Source organism: Pseudomonas sp. SWRI81 (assembly GCF_014268545.1).
GTDB lineage: Bacteria > Pseudomonadota > Gammaproteobacteria > Pseudomonadales > Pseudomonadaceae > Aquipseudomonas > Aquipseudomonas hamedanensis.
Genome location: NZ_JABWQS010000018.1, coordinates 52,970 through 68,852 on the forward strand (window position 1 = coordinate 52,970; position 15,883 = coordinate 68,852).

Annotated in this window: 17 protein-coding genes; 13 read left to right on the forward strand and 4 right to left on the reverse strand. The window is 59.4% G+C overall.

The window, feature by feature from the left end:
• Window positions 1-88 precede the first annotated feature (88 nt).
• Window positions 89-394 (reverse strand): DUF2288 domain-containing protein, encoded by a 306-nt coding sequence (locus HU765_RS13695; RefSeq protein ID WP_186621128.1) that lies wholly within the window; start codon window positions 392-394, stop codon window positions 89-91.
• Window positions 395-747: 353 nt separating this feature from the next.
• Here HU765_RS13695 and HU765_RS13700 point away from each other — a divergent pair, with 353 nt between their 5' ends.
• From HU765_RS13700 to HU765_RS13720, 5 genes are all read left to right on the forward strand, one after another.
• Window positions 748-1,875: a branched-chain amino acid ABC transporter substrate-binding protein gene (locus tag HU765_RS13700; RefSeq protein ID WP_101158403.1), complete on the forward strand. Its 1,128-nt coding sequence runs from the start codon at window positions 748-750 to the stop codon at window positions 1,873-1,875.
• Between the two features lie 231 nt (window positions 1,876-2,106).
• Window positions 2,107-3,030, forward strand: coding sequence for a high-affinity branched-chain amino acid ABC transporter permease LivH (gene livH / locus HU765_RS13705; protein ID WP_186552004.1), 924 nt, complete (start codon window positions 2,107-2,109; stop codon window positions 3,028-3,030).
• Entirely contained in the window at window positions 3,027-4,283 is a 1,257-nt protein-coding gene (locus HU765_RS13710; protein WP_186552005.1) for a high-affinity branched-chain amino acid ABC transporter permease LivM, read from the forward strand. The genes livH and HU765_RS13710 overlap by 4 nt, the downstream gene beginning before the upstream one ends.
• Complete coding sequence (livG, locus tag HU765_RS13715) at window positions 4,280-5,047, forward strand: high-affinity branched-chain amino acid ABC transporter ATP-binding protein LivG (RefSeq protein WP_186621129.1); 768 nt, start codon at window positions 4,280-4,282, stop codon at window positions 5,045-5,047. The genes HU765_RS13710 and livG overlap by 4 nt, the downstream gene beginning before the upstream one ends.
• Window positions 5,048-5,749 carry an ABC transporter ATP-binding protein gene (locus tag HU765_RS13720; protein ID WP_186621130.1) on the forward strand — a complete coding sequence of 234 codons (702 nt, stop codon included), beginning with the start codon at window positions 5,048-5,050 and terminating at the stop codon, window positions 5,747-5,749.
• A 79-nt stretch (window positions 5,750-5,828) separates the two neighbouring features.
• On the opposite strand, the gene HU765_RS13725 is transcribed toward HU765_RS13720, so the two are convergent.
• A complete protein-coding gene (locus tag HU765_RS13725; protein ID WP_186621131.1) occupies window positions 5,829-6,068 on the reverse strand; it encodes an acyl carrier protein in 240 nt (79 codons plus the stop codon).
• A 566-nt stretch (window positions 6,069-6,634) separates the two neighbouring features.
• On the opposite strand from HU765_RS13725, the gene HU765_RS13730 reads away from it, so the two are divergent.
• Genes HU765_RS13730 through HU765_RS13745 form a run of 4 tightly spaced genes read left to right on the forward strand, consistent with a single transcriptional unit; the run spans window position 6,635 to window position 9,081 of the window.
• On the forward strand, window positions 6,635-6,940 hold the full coding sequence (locus HU765_RS13730; protein WP_186552007.1) for a DUF2282 domain-containing protein: 306 nt from the start codon (window positions 6,635-6,637) through the stop codon (window positions 6,938-6,940).
• 25 nt (window positions 6,941-6,965) lie between these two features.
• Window positions 6,966-7,853, forward strand: coding sequence for a DUF692 domain-containing protein (locus tag HU765_RS13735; protein WP_186621132.1), 888 nt, complete (start codon window positions 6,966-6,968; stop codon window positions 7,851-7,853).
• Window positions 7,850-8,608, forward strand: a complete 759-nt coding sequence (locus tag HU765_RS13740) for a DNA-binding domain-containing protein (protein WP_186621133.1) — start codon at window positions 7,850-7,852, stop codon at window positions 8,606-8,608. Before HU765_RS13735 ends, HU765_RS13740 begins: the two co-directional genes overlap by 4 nt.
• On the forward strand, window positions 8,605-9,081 hold the full coding sequence (locus HU765_RS13745; RefSeq protein WP_186621135.1) for a DoxX family protein: 477 nt from the start codon (window positions 8,605-8,607) through the stop codon (window positions 9,079-9,081). The genes HU765_RS13740 and HU765_RS13745 overlap by 4 nt, the downstream gene beginning before the upstream one ends.
• Window positions 9,082-9,189: 108 nt before the next feature.
• Here HU765_RS13745 and HU765_RS13750 read toward each other — a convergent pair whose 3' ends face one another.
• Window positions 9,190-10,104, reverse strand: coding sequence for a LysR family transcriptional regulator (locus tag HU765_RS13750; RefSeq protein WP_186621137.1), 915 nt, complete (start codon window positions 10,102-10,104; stop codon window positions 9,190-9,192).
• A gap of 104 nt (window positions 10,105-10,208) precedes the next feature.
• Between HU765_RS13750 and HU765_RS13755 the strand changes: the two genes are divergently transcribed.
• The 3 genes from HU765_RS13755 (at window position 10,209) to HU765_RS13765 (ending at window position 13,231) form a co-directional block, all read left to right on the forward strand.
• A complete protein-coding gene (locus HU765_RS13755) occupies window positions 10,209-10,808 on the forward strand; it encodes a short chain dehydrogenase (RefSeq protein ID WP_186621139.1) in 600 nt (199 codons plus the stop codon).
• 59 nt (window positions 10,809-10,867) lie between these two features.
• The gene (locus HU765_RS13760) at window positions 10,868-11,521 is read left to right on the forward strand and encodes a hypothetical protein (protein WP_186621141.1); all 654 of its coding nucleotides are present in this window, start codon (window positions 10,868-10,870) and stop codon (window positions 11,519-11,521) included.
• 96 nt (window positions 11,522-11,617) lie between these two features.
• A complete protein-coding gene (locus HU765_RS13765; protein ID WP_186621143.1) occupies window positions 11,618-13,231 on the forward strand; it encodes an NAD(P)/FAD-dependent oxidoreductase in 1,614 nt (537 codons plus the stop codon).
• Between the two features lie 116 nt (window positions 13,232-13,347).
• Here HU765_RS13765 and HU765_RS13770 read toward each other — a convergent pair whose 3' ends face one another.
• The gene (locus HU765_RS13770) at window positions 13,348-14,442 is read right to left on the reverse strand and encodes a PLP-dependent cysteine synthase family protein (protein WP_186621145.1); all 1,095 of its coding nucleotides are present in this window, start codon (window positions 14,440-14,442) and stop codon (window positions 13,348-13,350) included.
• Window positions 14,443-14,692: 250 nt separating this feature from the next.
• On the opposite strand from HU765_RS13770, the gene nhaA reads away from it, so the two are divergent.
• Window positions 14,693-15,877: a Na+/H+ antiporter NhaA gene (gene nhaA, locus HU765_RS13775; RefSeq protein WP_186621147.1), complete on the forward strand. Its 1,185-nt coding sequence runs from the start codon at window positions 14,693-14,695 to the stop codon at window positions 15,875-15,877.
• Window positions 15,878-15,883: the final 6 nt, after the last annotated feature.

Here is a 15,883-nt window from a genome sequence, read left to right on the forward strand (position 1 = left end):
GTGGTGTTTCTCTACGGCAACGTGCCATCACGCTACTCCGCTACACACTTGCGGCGCGACAAGGCAAGCACCAAAAAGGTGCAAACCCTCAAGTCGCCGCCCTTTCCTGGATCAGAATCCACGGCGAAACCACCACCGCCCATAGCTGTGGATCACGCTCGAAGATATCCAGCGCCCGCGTTTCAGACAGCTTGGCGACCTTGTCGTCGGCCAGCCAGGCCGCGACTTTCTCGCCTTTATCGGACGCCACGGCCTCGGCAGCGGCGATCAAATCCAGGTCAGGGTCGACCCACAATAGGGCACCCTTGGCGAAGAACGGCTCCAGCTCCTTCCAGGTGATAGATGCCGTTTCACCAAGCAGCTTGGCATAGAGGGTGCTAGGTTCTTGATTCATGGGAACTGTCCGGAAAAGAAATCGACGCGAATCATAAACGTTGGTGGTCCGTCAGAAAAAACCCGGTTGCAAATGGCCGCACCGAACGAAAAGAGCAGGAACGCCAGGGAATGCTGCTGTTTAGGCTATATGCCTATGAATGCCCCGCCGCGATTCTGTCTTTTTCATTCAAAAATGCGACACCCCCAAGTTTTGCCCCGTGACGCCTGCTTCCCAGTTGAACAAGCGGCGCTCTACACTGTACCGGTACAGTTGCCGGGGGCATTTCCGGAGGGTATCGCAAAGATATCTGTCCCGGTTCTGCTGCTGCGGCGCCAGAACTCTAAAAAATACAACAGTAAGAGTGGAGCACTATGACTAAGGCTACTAAGCAGATTTCCAAACTGTTTGCCGCTATGGTTCTGGCCGGGGTTGCCAGCCATTCGTTCGCAGCTGACACCATCAAGATCGGTATCGCAGGTCCCAAGACCGGTCCAGTAGCCCAGTACGGCGACATGCAGTTCAGTGGCGCCAAAATGGCCATCGAGCAGATCAACGCCAAGGGCGGCGTCGACGGCAAGCAACTGCAAGCCGTTGAATACGACGATGCCTGCGATCCGAAACAAGCGGTTGCGGTAGCGAACAAGGTCGTCAACGACGGCGTCAAGTTCGTGGTCGGTCACCTGTGCTCCAGCTCCACTCAGCCGGCTTCGGACATCTACGAAGACGAAGGCGTGATCATGATCACCCCGGCCGCCACCAGCCCGGACATCACCGCCCGTGGCTACAAAATGATCTTCCGTACTATCGGTCTGGACAGCGCGCAGGGCCCTGCCGCCGGTAACTACATCGCCGATCACGTCAAACCGAAAGTGGTTGGCGTGCTGCACGACAAACAGCAATACGGTGAAGGCATCGCCACCGCCGTCAAATCGACCCTCGAAAAGAAAGGCACCAAGGTTGCCGTGTTCGAAGGCGTCAACGCCGGCGACAAAGACTTCTCGGCGATCATCGCCAAGCTCAAGCAAGCCGGCGTCGACTTCGTCTATTACGGCGGCTACCACCCGGAGCTGGGCCTGATCCTGCGCCAGGCTCAGGAAAAAGGCCTGAAAGCCCGCTTCATGGGTCCGGAAGGCGTGGGTAACGACTCGATCACCCAAATCGCCAAGGACGCGTCCGAAGGCCTGCTGGTGACCCTGCCGAAATCCTTCGACCAGGATCCGGCCAACGTCGCTCTGGCTGATGCATTCAAAGCCAAGAAGGAAGATCCGAGCGGTCCGTTCGTGTTCCCGTCCTACTCGGCTGTGACCGTGATTGCCGAAGGCATCAAGGCTGCCAAGTCCGAAGACGCAACCAAAGTGGCTGAAGCCATCCACGCCGGTTCGTTCAAGACCCCGACTGGCGACCTGAGCTTCGACGACAAGGGCGACCTGAAAGACTTCAAATTTGTGGTCTACGAGTGGCACAACGGCAAACCTAAAACCGAAGTTTCGCCTCAGTAAGGCCTTGCCTGACTGACTGCCAATAAAGCCCACGGCGTGCCGTGGGCTTTGTTTTACGAACGTATTGGGCCGCGCTGGCGTGATCCGCCAGTCTCCCCACCTGAAAATCTCAAAACCGTCATCAGCGGTTCGCTGGCAAAACCCGGATTCGAAGTGGATAAAGATCCACGGGGCCGGGCGGGAAAATGACTCCACCAGTGAAATGCGTATCAGGTTTTTAGGAGCGCTGTAATGCCTGACATCTATCACTTCTTCCAACAGCTGGTTAACGGCCTCAACGTTGGCAGCATGTATGCCCTGATCGCCATCGGCTACACGATGGTTTACGGCATCATTGGAATGATCAACTTCGCCCACGGCGAGGTGTACATGATCGGCTCCTACGTGGCGTTCATCGCCATTGCCGGGCTGACCATGATGGGACTCGACAGTGTCCCGCTGTTGATGACCGCGGCGTTCATCGCCAGCATCGTCGTCACCAGTTCCTACGGTTACAGCATCGAACGGATCGCCTACCGCCCCCTGCGTGGCAGCAACCGTCTGATCCCGCTGATTTCCGCCATCGGTATGTCGATCTTCCTGCAGAACACCGTTCTGCTGGCGCAAGACTCCAAGGACAAAGCTATCCCCAACCTGATCCCGGGCAACTTCGCCTTCGGTCCAGGTGGCGCACAAGAAGTGCTGATTTCCTACATGCAGATCGTGGTGTTCGTAGTCACCCTGATCGCCATGCTCGGCCTGACCCTGTTCATCTCCCGTTCCCGCCTGGGTCGCGCCTGCCGCGCCTGTGCCGAGGACATCAAGATGGCCAACCTGCTCGGCATCAACACCAACAACATCATCGCCCTGACCTTCGTCATCGGTGCTGCGCTGGCAGCCGTTGCGGCTGTGCTGCTGAGCATGCAATACGGCGTGATCAACCCCAACGCCGGTTTCCTCGTCGGCCTCAAGGCCTTCACCGCTGCGGTACTGGGCGGCATCGGCAGCATCCCCGGGGCCATGCTCGGCGGGTTGGTGCTGGGTGTAGCGGAAGCGTTCGGTGCCGATATCTTCGGCGACCAGTACAAGGACGTCGTGGCGTTCGGCTTGCTGGTTCTGGTGCTGTTGTTCCGTCCGACCGGCATTCTGGGCCGTCCGGAGGTTGAGAAAGTATGACTAGGAATCTTAAACAGGCGCTGTTCAGTGCGCTCTTGGTTTGGGCAGTTGCGTATCCTGTGCTCGGACTGAAACTGACCATCGTCGGCATCAATCTGGAAGTGCACAACACCAGCCCTGCGGTACTCGCGACCATCGCGATCTGCTCGGTGCTGATGTTTTTGCGCGTGCTGTTCAACCAGCAGATCAGCAAGGCCTGGCGTTCTTCGCCGGGCATGCCGCTGATTCCGGCCAAGGCCAGCAACTTCCTGACCCTGCCCTCCACCCAGCGTTATTTCATCATTGGGCTGATTGTGCTGGCGCTGGTGTGGCCGTTCTTCGGCTCCCGTGGCGCGGTGGACATTGCCACGCTGATCCTGATCTACGTGATGCTCGGCCTCGGTCTGAACATCGTCGTCGGTCTGGCCGGTCTGCTTGACTTGGGTTACGTCGGCTTCTACGCCGTCGGCGCCTACAGCTACGCACTGCTGTCGCATTACTACGGCCTGAGTTTCTGGATCTGCCTGCCGATTGCCGGCCTGATGGCGGCGACGTTCGGCTTCCTGCTGGGCTTCCCGGTATTGCGTCTGCGCGGCGACTATCTGGCGATCGTGACCTTGGGCTTCGGCGAAATCATCCGCCTGTTCCTGCGTAACCTGACGGACATCACCGGCGGCCCGAACGGCATCAGCAACATCGAGAAACCGACGTTCTTCGGCTTGACTTTCGAGCGTAAAGCGGCCGAAGGCCTGCAGACGTTCCATGAGTATTTCGGCCTGCAATACAACTCGATCAACAAGGTGATCTTCCTCTACCTCGTTGCCCTGTTGCTGGCGCTGGCAGCGCTGTTCGTCATCAACCGTTTGCTGCGCATGCCGATCGGCCGTGCCTGGGAAGCGCTGCGTGAAGATGAAATCGCCTGCCGTGCGCTGGGTCTTAACCCGACCGTGATCAAGCTTTCCGCGTTCACCCTGGGCGCCGCGTTTGCCGGTTTCGCCGGCAGCTTCTTCGCCGCGCGTCAGGGTCTGGTGACGCCAGAGTCGTTTACCTTCATCGAGTCGGCGATCATCCTCGCCATCGTCGTACTGGGCGGGATGGGCTCGCAGTTGGGCGTGATCCTGGCGGCGATCGTCATGATTCTGTTGCCGGAAATGATGCGTGAGTTCAGCGAGTACCGCATGTTGATGTTCGGTGCGCTGATGGTGTTGATGATGATCTGGCGTCCACAAGGTCTGCTGCCGATGCAACGCCCACACATGGAGTTGCGCAAATGAGCCGCGAGATCCTTAAAGTCGAAAATCTGAGCATGCGCTTCGGCGGCTTGCTGGCGGTCAACGGCGTGGCGCTGACCGTCAAAGAGAAACAGGTTGTTGCGCTGATCGGGCCGAACGGCGCCGGCAAAACCACCGTGTTCAACTGCCTGACCGGTTTCTATCAGCCTACCGGCGGCAGCATCCTGCTCGACGGCGAGCCGATTCAGGGCCTGCCGGGCCACAAGATCGCCCTCAAAGGCGTGGTGCGTACGTTCCAGAACGTGCGTTTATTCAAGGACATGACGGCGGTCGAGAACCTGTTGATCGCCCAGCACCGTCACCTGAACACCAACTTCCTGTCCGGCCTGTTCAAGACCCCGGCGTTCCGCAAAAGCGAGCGGGAGGCCATGGAGTTTGCCGAGTACTGGCTGGAAAAGGTCAACCTCAAAGAGTTCGCCAACCGCACCGCCGGCACCCTCGCCTACGGTCAGCAACGGCGTCTGGAAATCGCTCGCTGCATGATGACCCGCCCGCGGATTTTCATGCTCGACGAACCGGCCGCCGGCCTGAACCCGAAAGAAACCGAAGACCTCAAGGCGCTGATCGGCGTGCTGCGTGAAGAGCACAACGTCACCGTGCTGCTGATCGAACACGACATGAAACTGGTCATGAGCATTTCCGACCACATCGTCGTGATCAACCAGGGCACGCCACTCGCCGACGGTACGCCGGAACAGATCCGCGACAATCCTGAAGTGATCAAAGCCTACCTGGGGGAAGCGTAAATGCTGCAGTTCGAAAACGTTTCCACCTTTTACGGCAAGATCCAGGCCCTGCACAGCGTCAACGTCGAAGTCCGTCAGGGCGAGATCGTCACGCTGATCGGTGCCAACGGTGCCGGCAAGTCCACGCTGTTGATGACACTCTGCGGTTCACCGCAGGCGCACAGCGGCAGCATCCGCTACATGGGAGAGGAACTGATCGGCCAGGACTCGTCGCAGATCATGCGCAAGAGCATTGCCGTGGTCCCGGAAGGTCGTCGAGTGTTTGCCCGTCTGACTGTGGAAGAAAACCTGTCCATGGGCGGATTTTTCACCGACAAGGGCGATTATCAGGAACAGATGGACAAGGTCCTCGGACTTTTCCCACGCCTGAAAGAACGCTTCAACCAGCGCGGCGGCACCATGTCCGGCGGCGAACAGCAAATGCTCGCCATCGGCCGGGCGCTGATGAGCAAGCCCAAACTGCTGCTGCTCGACGAGCCGTCGCTGGGCCTGGCACCGATCATCATCCAGCAGATCTTCGACATCATCGAACAGCTGCGCAAGGACGGTGTGACCGTGTTCCTGGTCGAGCAGAACGCCAACCAGGCGCTGAAAATCGCCGACCGCGCCTACGTGCTGGAGAACGGCCGCGTGGTCATGCAAGGCACCGGTGAAGCGCTGCTGACCGACCCGAAAGTGCGCGAGGCGTATTTGGGTGGTTGAAGAATATCGCTAAATTAAAAACGGCCTTCGGGCCGTTTTTAATTTTAAAGCGAAGTTAAACCAACGTGCGACTTAATAGTCATGAGCCAATCTGCGCTGTAATGTAGTCGATGGCTTGTTGAACAGTTGCGATGCCTTCGGCAGCGTCGTCTGGAATCTGCACACCAAACTCTTCCTCCAGCGCCATAACCAACTCAACCACATCCAAGGAGTCCGCTCCTAAATCTTCTATAAAATCGGCAGGGCCTACAACCTTATCCGGATCTACATTCAGATGATCTACAACAATTGCCTGAAACCGCTCTATTACAGTACCCATTCGATGCTCCTTAATTCCCGTCCGATGCCACTCTTTGTTTCCTTGCAAACTCCCGCTTCAGTAGAGCGCCTTGACAGGCTCCATAGCGTAACAAGGGCCAATGATAGAGGTTCATTTCTTAATCTTTGAAATAAGCGTCATAAATATTCTTCCTAGTAGGTGACTGACCAGATTTGAATATAACCACTTGAAAAATACTGACCACTGTTATAAATGACAGTTTTTTAGACGCATCGGCGATAAAAAATTCTTTTATTACACTGCCATTCTTCCTTCAAATAATTGATCGGAGCCTGAAAGTTTCAGCCAAGTTATTCCAAATATTTGGCGCCCCCGAGGAATCTCTGTGGGAGCGGGCTCGCTCGCGAAAGCAGTGTGTCAGTTAACGAAGATGTCGACTGATTCACCGCTTTCGCGAGCAAGCCCGCTCCCACAAGGGATAGCCGTGTCAGGAAAAATTCCGGAAAAGTTTTGCGCCGGCTGTAACGCATCGCTGTGAGCTTTCTCTAGAGGGACAAGCAAGCGCAAACCGCTTGCAGAAACCCTGATAAATCTGGAGAAACATCATGACTGCGACTACTCGTACCCTGTCCGCCACCGCCCTGGTTCTGGCCCTCGGTTCCGCCCTGAGCATCGCCACTGTCTCTACCGCCCAGGCCGCCGATGCCAACATGGAAAAATGCTTCGGCGTGGCGCTGAAAGGCAAGAATGATTGCGCCGCAGGTGCAGGCACCACCTGTGCCGGCACGGCGAAAATGGACTATCAGGCCAACGCCTGGAAACTCGTTCCGAAAGGCACCTGCATCACCACCGAAAGCAAAACCTCGCCGAGCGGTTTCGGTCAGCTCGAAGCCTTCAAAGCCAAGTCCTGATCCACGGCCTGCCTGAGTGACGCCCATGTTCAGTCATCACGAACCGTCCCTGCCGCGCACTCAGGCAGCTCGCACCGAGCTCCCCGCCCGTGCCGGGCTGGGGCTCAAGACCGGGCACTTCCTTGAAGTGCTCGGTTCCATCCCCGACCTCGGTTTTTTCGAGGTCCACGCCGAAAACTACATGGTGGCCGGCGGCCCGTTTCATCATTTTCTCGGTTTGATCCGCGAACAGTACCCGTTGTCATTGCATGGCGTGGGGCTGTCGATCGGTGGCGAAGGTCCGCTCGACACCGGGCATCTCCAACGCCTCGCTGAGCTGATCGAGCGCTATCAACCACAATCCTTTTCCGAACACTTGGCCTGGTCGAGCCATGGCCCGGTGTTTCTCAACGATCTGCTGCCACTGGCCTATGACACGCCAACGCTCGATCGCGTGTGCGCGCACATCGATCAGGTGCAGAACACTCTGAAACGCCCGATGTTGCTGGAGAACCCGGCGACCTATCTGGCATTTCGGGATTCAACCCTCGACGAGGCGGACTTCATCAGCGAAGTGATCCGGCGCAGCGGCTGCGGCTTGCTGCTCGACGTCAACAATGTCTACGTGTCGTGCGTCAACCATCAGCGTGATCCGCTGGCCTATCTCGACGCATTGCCGCTGCACGCCGTCGGCGAGATTCATCTGGCCGGTTTCGCTGAAGATTGCGACAACCTCGGCGATCGCTTGCTGATTGACGACCACGGGGCGCCGGTCGATCAGGCGGTCTGGCGCCTGTATCGACAAGTACTTGCGCGCATCGGCCCGGTGCCGACCCTGATCGAACGCGACAACCAGGTGCCAGCCTTCGACGTGTTGCTCGCCGAAGCGCAACAGGCCGAGGCGTTGTTGCGCCAGGCGGAGGGTGCACCATGAGCCGGCAAGCGGCCTTCGCCGCCGCGCTGCTCGACGTAAAACGGCCGTGTCCGGATGGCTTGTGCAGCCACAACGGTGCCGACCCTGCCAGCCGTTTCGCGGTGTATCGCAATAACGTGCACAGTTCGTTGGTCAACGCCTTGGCTGAGAGTTATCCGGTGGTGGTGCAGTTGGTCGGCGAAGAATTCTTCCGTGCCATGGCAGGCGTGTTTGTTCAACGCCAGCCACCGCAGAGTCCGCTGATGAGCCGTTACGGCGGCGGATTTGCCGACTTCATCGCCGGCTTCGAACCGATCGCCGGCGTACCTTATGTCGCCGATGTTGCACGCCTTGAGCATCTGCGCACCCTCGCCTATCACGCCGCGGATGCGCAGCCCGTCCGGCCCGACGACATCAGCGCCGCCCTCGCCAGCCCGCAGGCCTTGAGCGATCTGTATCTGAGGCTTCATCCGTCCGTGCACACACTCGATTCAGCCTATGCGGTGGTCGCAATCTGGGCCGCACATCAGCAGGCGCAGACCCTGGCGGGGATTGGCCTCAATCAGGGTCAGCACGCCATGGTCCTGCGCAACGGACTGGACGTGGAAGTGTTTGCCATTGAGCCCGGCGCCACGATGTTTATCCGTCACCTGATCAAGGGTCAGCCACTGCTCGCGGCGGTGGAAAACAGCCCGCCCTTCGACCTCGCACAGACCCTTGCCGCGCTGATTGCACACAACGCCATCGCTCGCCTGACTCACAAGGAAATGCCATGAACATTTTCATCCTGCGGGCCGTCGCGCTGCTGGAAAGAATCCCGCACAGCCTGATCGCATTCATCGCCCGTTTCTCGATCGCCGGCGTGTTCTGGAAGTCCGGCCAGACCAAGGTTGAAGGACTGGCCATCGACCTGATCGACGGCACCTTTCAACTGGGTTGGCCACGCCTGGCCGACTCGACGATTCCCTTGTTCAAGAGCGAATACAACCTGCCGCTGTTGTCACCCGAGATCGCGGCACACATGGCGGCGTTCGCCGAGCATGCTTTCCCGGTGCTGATTCTGATCGGCTTGGCCACACGGTTTTCGGCGCTCGCATTGCTCGGCATGACCTTGGTCATTCAACTGTTTGTGTATCCGGATGCTTATTCGACTCATGGCACCTGGGCGGCGGTGTTGCTGTACTTGATGGCTAGCGGACCGGGCCGATTGTCGATAGATAATCTGATTGCCCGCCGATTCCAAGGCTGACCTGAATTGTAGGAGTGAGCCTGCTCGCGATAGCGGTGTGTCAGTCGATCAATTTTTTACTGATCCACCGCTATCGCGAGCAGGCTCACTCCTACAAAAAGATTGCTTTCAGCGCTGGAGTCGATCCAGCGCCTCGCCACTGCGCTTGAACCACCCCATCAAATAATCCGCGAGCACCAGCGTGCGTTTCGGCAAGCCGCCCTGATACGGATGCACCAGATACATCGGCATGCGCCGCGTCTGATAATCGCGCAGCAACCAGCGCAAGCGGCCGTCAGCCAGTTCCGTTTGCAACAGGTACGACGGCAAGCGAGCGATGCCTGCACCGGACAACGCGGCTTTTTTCAGCAAGTTGTAATGGTTGCTGGCGAAAGGACCCGACACCCGCACCCGCAGCAATTCGTGCTGTTGGTGGTACAGCCACTCCTCTCGCCCACTGTAGTGGCTGTTGAGCAAGCAGCGGTGTTCGGCCAGTGCCTGCGGTGTCGCCGGTTCGCCGAAACGTTCGAGATAGGCCGGGCTGGCGCAGGTCATTTCATGCCAGGCCAGCAGGGGTTTGGCCACCAGCCGATCATCATTGGCCACCTCGGCGCGGATCGCCAGATCAAAACCGTCGCGGGACAGATCGCGGTAACTGTTGTTCAGCTCCAGTTCGATCTGCACCTCGGGATATTGCTGCGAAAACTCGAGCAACAAGCCATCGAAGAAGGTTTCACCCAGCGACACCGGAACGGTCATGCGCACCGGACCGGCCATGTCGTCTTTCAAGCGCGCCAAGGCCTGTCGGGCGCGTTCGACCTGAACCACCAGCGCCTGAGCCTGCGGTAACAACGCCGCGCCCGCTGCCGTGAGACTCAAACGCCGGGTCGTGCGTTGCAGCAAAACCACGCTGAACTGCGCTTCGAGCTGACTGATGCGCTTGGACAACTGGCCTTTGCTGCAACCCAACTGCTGCGCGGCCAAGGTAAAACTGCCGGCCTCGATCAGCACGGCGAACGCGGCAAGGTCATCCATTTCGCTCATCGATTGTTTCCATTTGAAAACCAAAGGTTGCCTATTAGTGCGCTTATCCGCAGGAAAAACCACTCTAGACTGAAGCCTCGTTCAATCACTTGGGGTACAGCTCGATGAAGATTCTGTTGATAGGCGCCAACGGCACCATCGGTTCGGCGGTGGACAAAGAATTGTCGCAACGTCACGAAGTCATTCGTATCGGCCGCAACAGCGGCGACTTGCGGGTGGATATCAGCGACAGCGCATCAATCCGCGAGCTGTTCGAACAGACCGGCAAATTCGATGCGCTGGTCTGCACGGCGGGCAACGTCACCTTCGCAGCACTGGACGAGATGACTGAAGACAGCTTCGCCCTCGGCCTGAAAGACAAGCTGATGGGTCAGGTCAACTTGCTGCTGATCGGTCGCGAATTTGCCAACGACGGCGCCTCGTTCACCTTCACCACCGGCGTACTCAGCCATGATCCGATTCGCAGCGGTGCATCGGCAGCCTTGGTCAATGGCGCCCTCGACAGCTTCGTGCGCGCCGCCGCCATTGAACTGCCACGCGGCCTGCGGGTGAACTCGGTCAGCCCGACGGTGCTAACCGAAGCCCTGGGCAAATACGCGCCCTATTTCCGCGGCTTCAAACCGGTTCCTGCGGCGGAAGTCGCGTTGGCCTACGCCAAGAGTGTCGAAGGCCTGCAGACAGGTCAGACGTTTCACGTGGGCTAAGCCCTTGTGATGAACGGTCAGGCTGCGTAACGTGGCGACACTTGTCTGGAGAACCAAAGATGCGTGTCGCCCGTTCGTTAGTCCTCGTTGCCCTGCTGCCGATGTTTGCCGCCTGCCAATTGTTCGACGGCCAGCGCGAAAGCGTTTCACATGCCGGGCAGACGCGGATGCAGGGGCAGTTGACCGCCGCTGACGGCAAACTGGTGTTCCAGCCATGTCAGGATCAGCGCCAACTGGTGGTCAATGACAGCGGCGGCACCAGTATCCTGCAAGAGGCTGCGACCCTCGCCGACGAGCAGGGCAAACTGTTTGCCGATGTGCGTGGCAAGGTGTCTGGTGATCGCCTCGACCTGAGCCAGTTGTATCGCGTCGAACGCTCGGGCACGGCGTGCGATGACCCCAATTTCAAACTGCTGATCCTGCGTGCCGCCGGCCATGGCCCGGAATGGAATGTGAAGGTCAGCGGCAAAGGCATGGTGATCGACCGCGAGGGCCAGCCGCCGCTCGCCGTGCCGTATGTGGAAGAACAACTGGGCGACGGCCGCTTCAACCTGAGCAGCGAAGCCAACAACCAGCGCATCGAATTGTGGGTCGCGCCGCAGCGTTGCGTCGACAGCAGCACCGGCAGCGTGCAGCACATGAGCGCAGAACTGCGTATCGACGGTCAGGTGCAGCGCGGTTGCGGCTATTTCGGCGGCGCGCGTAACGACTGATCGTTTTTCCCCCACGGATCCGGTCGCGGCGGCTTATAATCGCCGCCTTCAAACGCCCTGGCGCAGTTGTGCGCCCCGCGAATCCGGATCCCCGCCATGTTACGAATCACTGAACTCAAGCTGCCAATCGACCATCCCGAAGAAGACCTGCGCGCCGCCATCGTGCAACGCCTGGGCATCGCCAGCGATGACTTGCTCGATTTCACCTTGTTCAAGCGCAGCTATGACGCGCGCAAAAAGTCCTCCGAACTGTGCTTCATCTACACCATCGACCTCAACGTACGCGACGAGGCCAAGGTGTTGGGCAAGTTCGCCGACGACCGTAACGTCAATGTGGCGCCGGATGTCAGCTACAAATTCGTCGGTCAGGCACCGAGCGATCCGGGCCAGCGGCCGATTGTCGTCGGTTTCGGCCCGTGCGGGATCTTCGCCGGGTTGCTGCTGGCGCAAATGGGCTTCAAGCCGATCATCCTCGAGCGCGGCACCGAAGTGCGCCAGCGCACCAAGGACACTTGGGGCCTGTGGCGCAAAAGCGTGCTCAACCCCGAGTCCAATGTGCAATTCGGCGAAGGCGGCGCGGGGACGTTTTCCGACGGCAAGCTGTACAGCCAGATCAAGGACCCGAAGTTTCTCGGTCGCAAAGTCCTGCACGAATTCGTCAAGGCCGGCGCGCCGGAAGAAATCCTCTACGTCAGCAAGCCGCACATCGGTACGTTCCGCCTGACCGGCATGGTCGAAAACATGCGCGAGCAGATCCGTGAGATGGGCGGTGAGGTACGTTTTCAGGAGCGCGTCACCGACGTGTTGGTCGAGGACGGCCAACTGGTCGGCGTGCAACTGGCCAGCGGCGAAACCCTGCATTCGAAACACGTGGTCCTGGCCCTCGGCCACAGCGCCCGCGACACCTTCCGCATGCTCCACAGCCGTGGCGTGTTCATGGAAGCCAAGCCGTTTTCGGTGGGTTTCCGTATCGAACACCCGCAATCGCTGATCGACCGTGCGCGTCTGGGTAAATACGCCGGCCACCCGAAACTGGGCGCTGCCGACTACAAACTGGTACACCACGCCAAAAACGGCCGCTCGGTCTACAGCTTCTGCATGTGCCCGGGCGGCACTGTGGTGGCAGCGACGTCCGAGCCGAACCGCGTGGTCACCAACGGCATGAGCCAGTACTCGCGTAACGAGCGCAATGCCAACTCCGGCATCGTCGTTGGCATCACCCCGGAAGTCGATTATCCGGGCGGCCCGCTCGCCGGGATCGAGTTGCAGGAACGCCTGGAGTCCCACGCCTTCATCCTTGGCGGCAGCGACTACAAAGCCCCGGCGCAACTGGTCGGCGACTTCATCAACGACATTCCTTCGACCGAACTGGGTGAAGTCGAGCCGTCGTACAAACCGGGCGTTGCCTTGGGCGACCTGGCGTTGGCGCTGCCGGACTTCGCGATCGAAGCGATTCGTGAAGCGTTGCCGGCCTTCGAAAAGCAGATTCGCGGTTATTCGCTGCACGATGCGGTACTGACCGGGATCGAGACACGCACCTCCTCGCCGCTGCGCATCACGCGTAACGAGTCGCTGCAGAGCATGAACGTCAAGGGCCTGTTCCCGGCCGGCGAAGGCGCGGGCTATGCCGGCGGGATTCTCTCGGCGGGCGTGGACGGAATCCGGATTGCCGAGGCAGTGGCGCGGGATATCCTCGGTCTCACTGACTGATACATAACCCTTGTAGGAGTGAGCCTGCTCGCGATAGCGGTGATTCAGTCAACATCGATGCTGAATATTATTGCGCTATCGCGAGCAGGCTCACTCCTACATTTGATTTCGGTGTGTCAGATATTGGCGCGCAGCACCGAAGGCGGCAGCGCCTCCCCGCGCTCGGCACTCGCCGCTACTGCTTCGATCAATCCGTCCAACTCATACCCCTGCGCCTTCAACCACTCCTGGTCGTAATACGTATCGGCATACCGTTCGCCGCCATCGCACAGAATCGCCACAATCGACCCCGACTCCCCCGCCGCTTTCATCTGCTGCGCCGCCATCAGCGCGCCGATCAGATTGGTCCCGCTCGATCCACCGACATGCCGCCCGAGGCGCTGCGCCAGATAGTGCATGGCGGCCAGGGACAAGGCATCCGGCACCTTGACCATCGCGTCGATCACCTTGGGCAAGAACGACGCCTCTACCCGTGGCCGGCCGATGCCTTCAATGCGTGAGCCGCAGTCGAGTCGCAGGCTGGCGTCGCCTGTCTGGTAAAAATCGAAGAACACCGAACGCTCGGCGTCGGCGCACAGCACGCGGGTGCAGTGCTGGCGATAGCGCACGTAACGACCGAGGGTCGCGGTGGTGCCGCCGGTGCCCGGGCTGGAAATCAGCCAGCTCGGTTCCGGGTGTTTTTCATAGCGCATCTGCTGAAAGATGGACTCGGCAATGTTGTTGTTCGCTCGCCAGTCGGTGGCGCGCTCGGCGTAGGTGAACTGGTCGATGAAATGCCCGCCGTGCTCGCGTGCCAGACGCTCGGACTCGGCGTAGATCTGCGTCGGATCGTTCACCAGATGGCTTTGGCCGCCGTAAAAGGCGATCTGGGCTATCTTCTCTTTCGATGTGGTCGCCGGCATCACCGCAATGAACGGCAGACCAAGCATGCGGGCGAAGTACGCCTCGGAAATCGCCGTCGAGCCGCTGGACGCCTCGATCACCGGCGCGCCAGGCTTCAGCCAGCCGTTACACAGCGCATAGAGGAACAGCGAACGCGCCAGGCGATGCTTGAGGCTTCCGGTCGGATGGCTGGACTCGTCCTTGAAATACAGTTCGATGCCCGCAAAACCCGGCAGCGGCAAGGGAATCAGGTGGGTGTCGGCGCTGCGCTGGAAGTCCGCTTCAATGATGCGGATGGCTTCGCGGGCCCACTGTCGGTTGTCGCTCATGGTCTGGGTTCTCGTTGGATCAGGCAGGAGGTTGAACTCCTCGAAAGGCTTGTCCGTCAGCTTAGGAAAAAACCTATAGCCCGCAAAGATACAGCTGAGTCTCAATATGTCAGGCAACTGCTAGGCTCAGCGTGGCCGGGGCTAGACGGCTTGTAACGCTATATAACAAAAAAGAATATAACTTTTGTTTTAACAACTAACGGTACGGGTTAGGGTGTTGCACCTTTTGACTATTCGATGGAGAGCGACCTTGCCTCTGCGTAGCACTTTCACGCGTTTCTTTCAGTTGGAAGCTGCCAGCGGTCTGTTATTGATCGCTGCAGCCATCCTCGCGCTGATTATCAACAACTCACCACTGTCGTGGCTGTACACCGGCCTGCTCGACACCCCGGTGGTGGCGCAGATCGGTGCGTTGAAAATCGCCAAGCCCCTGCTGCTGTGGATCAACGATGGCCTGATGGCAATGTTCTTCCTGCTCATCGGTCTGGAGGTCAAACGCGAGGTGCTCGACGGCCAGCTGTCCAAGCCCTCGCAGATTGTCCTGCCCGGTGCAGCGGCCATCGGCGGCATGCTGGTGCCGGCGCTGATCTATTGGTTCCTCAACCGCGACAACCCCGCCGCCCTGAGCGGCTGGGCGATCCCGACCGCCACCGACATCGCCTTCGCCCTCGGCGTGCTGGCCCTGCTCGGCAAGCGCGTGCCGGTATCGCTGAAGCTGTTCCTGATGACGCTGGCGATCATCGATGACCTCGGTGCCATCGTGATCATCGCGATTTTCTACTCCGGCGAATTGTCGACCCTGTCCCTGGGCCTGGCAGCGGCCTGCATTGCCGCACTGGTGGCGATGAACCGGCTCGGCGTGGTCAAGCTCGGGCCGTACATGATCATCGGCCTGATCCTCTGGGTCTGTGTACTCAAGAGCGGCGTCCATGCCACGCTGGCCGGCGTGACCCTGGCCTTCTGCATTCCGCTGCGCACGAAAAACGCCGAACCGTCGCCACTGCTGACCCTCGAACACGCGCTGCACCCATGGGTCGCCTACGGCATTTTGCCGCTGTTCGCCTTCGCCAACGCTGGCCTGTCGCTGAGCGGCGTCACCGTCGAAAGCTTCACCCACGACGTACCGATGGGCATCGCCATTGGCCTGCTGCTGGGCAAAACCATCGGCGTCTTCGGCCTGACCTGGCTGGCCGTCAAGATCGGCATCGCCGCCCTGCCCCAAGGCGCTAACTGGGGCCAGATCCTCGGGGTGGCGATCCTCTGCGGCATCGGCTTCACCATGAGCCTGTTCGTCGGTTCGCTGGCCTTCGAACCGGGCGTGAGCGATTACGCCGGCATGGACCGAATGGGCATTCTTACCGGCTCGATTCTGGCGGCGGTGATTGGGTATGTGGTGACGGCGATGGCGAGTCGCAGGAACTCTCAACTGAAATGACCCCTT

What these genes read in the sequence shown, in the direction of transcription:
- HU765_RS13695 (WP_186621128.1), bottom strand. Translation starts at nt 394, where the DNA reads ATGAATCAAGAACCTAGCACCCTCTATGCCAAGCTGCTTGGTGAAACG.
- HU765_RS13700 (WP_101158403.1), top strand. Translation starts at nt 748, where the DNA reads ATGACTAAGGCTACTAAGCAGATTTCCAAACTGTTTGCCGCTATGGTT.
- livH (WP_186552004.1), top strand. Translation starts at nt 2,107, where the DNA reads ATGCCTGACATCTATCACTTCTTCCAACAGCTGGTTAACGGCCTCAAC.
- HU765_RS13710 (WP_186552005.1), top strand. Translation starts at nt 3,027, where the DNA reads ATGACTAGGAATCTTAAACAGGCGCTGTTCAGTGCGCTCTTGGTTTGG.
- livG (WP_186621129.1), top strand. Translation starts at nt 4,280, where the DNA reads ATGAGCCGCGAGATCCTTAAAGTCGAAAATCTGAGCATGCGCTTCGGC.
- HU765_RS13720 (WP_186621130.1), top strand. Translation starts at nt 5,048, where the DNA reads ATGCTGCAGTTCGAAAACGTTTCCACCTTTTACGGCAAGATCCAGGCC.
- HU765_RS13725 (WP_186621131.1), bottom strand. Translation starts at nt 6,068, where the DNA reads ATGGGTACTGTAATAGAGCGGTTTCAGGCAATTGTTGTAGATCATCTG.
- HU765_RS13730 (WP_186552007.1), top strand. Translation starts at nt 6,635, where the DNA reads ATGACTGCGACTACTCGTACCCTGTCCGCCACCGCCCTGGTTCTGGCC.
- HU765_RS13735 (WP_186621132.1), top strand. Translation starts at nt 6,966, where the DNA reads ATGTTCAGTCATCACGAACCGTCCCTGCCGCGCACTCAGGCAGCTCGC.
- HU765_RS13740 (WP_186621133.1), top strand. Translation starts at nt 7,850, where the DNA reads ATGAGCCGGCAAGCGGCCTTCGCCGCCGCGCTGCTCGACGTAAAACGG.
- HU765_RS13745 (WP_186621135.1), top strand. Translation starts at nt 8,605, where the DNA reads ATGAACATTTTCATCCTGCGGGCCGTCGCGCTGCTGGAAAGAATCCCG.
- HU765_RS13750 (WP_186621137.1), bottom strand. Translation starts at nt 10,104, where the DNA reads ATGAGCGAAATGGATGACCTTGCCGCGTTCGCCGTGCTGATCGAGGCC.
- HU765_RS13755 (WP_186621139.1), top strand. Translation starts at nt 10,209, where the DNA reads ATGAAGATTCTGTTGATAGGCGCCAACGGCACCATCGGTTCGGCGGTG.
- HU765_RS13760 (WP_186621141.1), top strand. Translation starts at nt 10,868, where the DNA reads ATGCGTGTCGCCCGTTCGTTAGTCCTCGTTGCCCTGCTGCCGATGTTT.
- HU765_RS13765 (WP_186621143.1), top strand. Translation starts at nt 11,618, where the DNA reads ATGTTACGAATCACTGAACTCAAGCTGCCAATCGACCATCCCGAAGAA.
- HU765_RS13770 (WP_186621145.1), bottom strand. Translation starts at nt 14,442, where the DNA reads ATGAGCGACAACCGACAGTGGGCCCGCGAAGCCATCCGCATCATTGAA.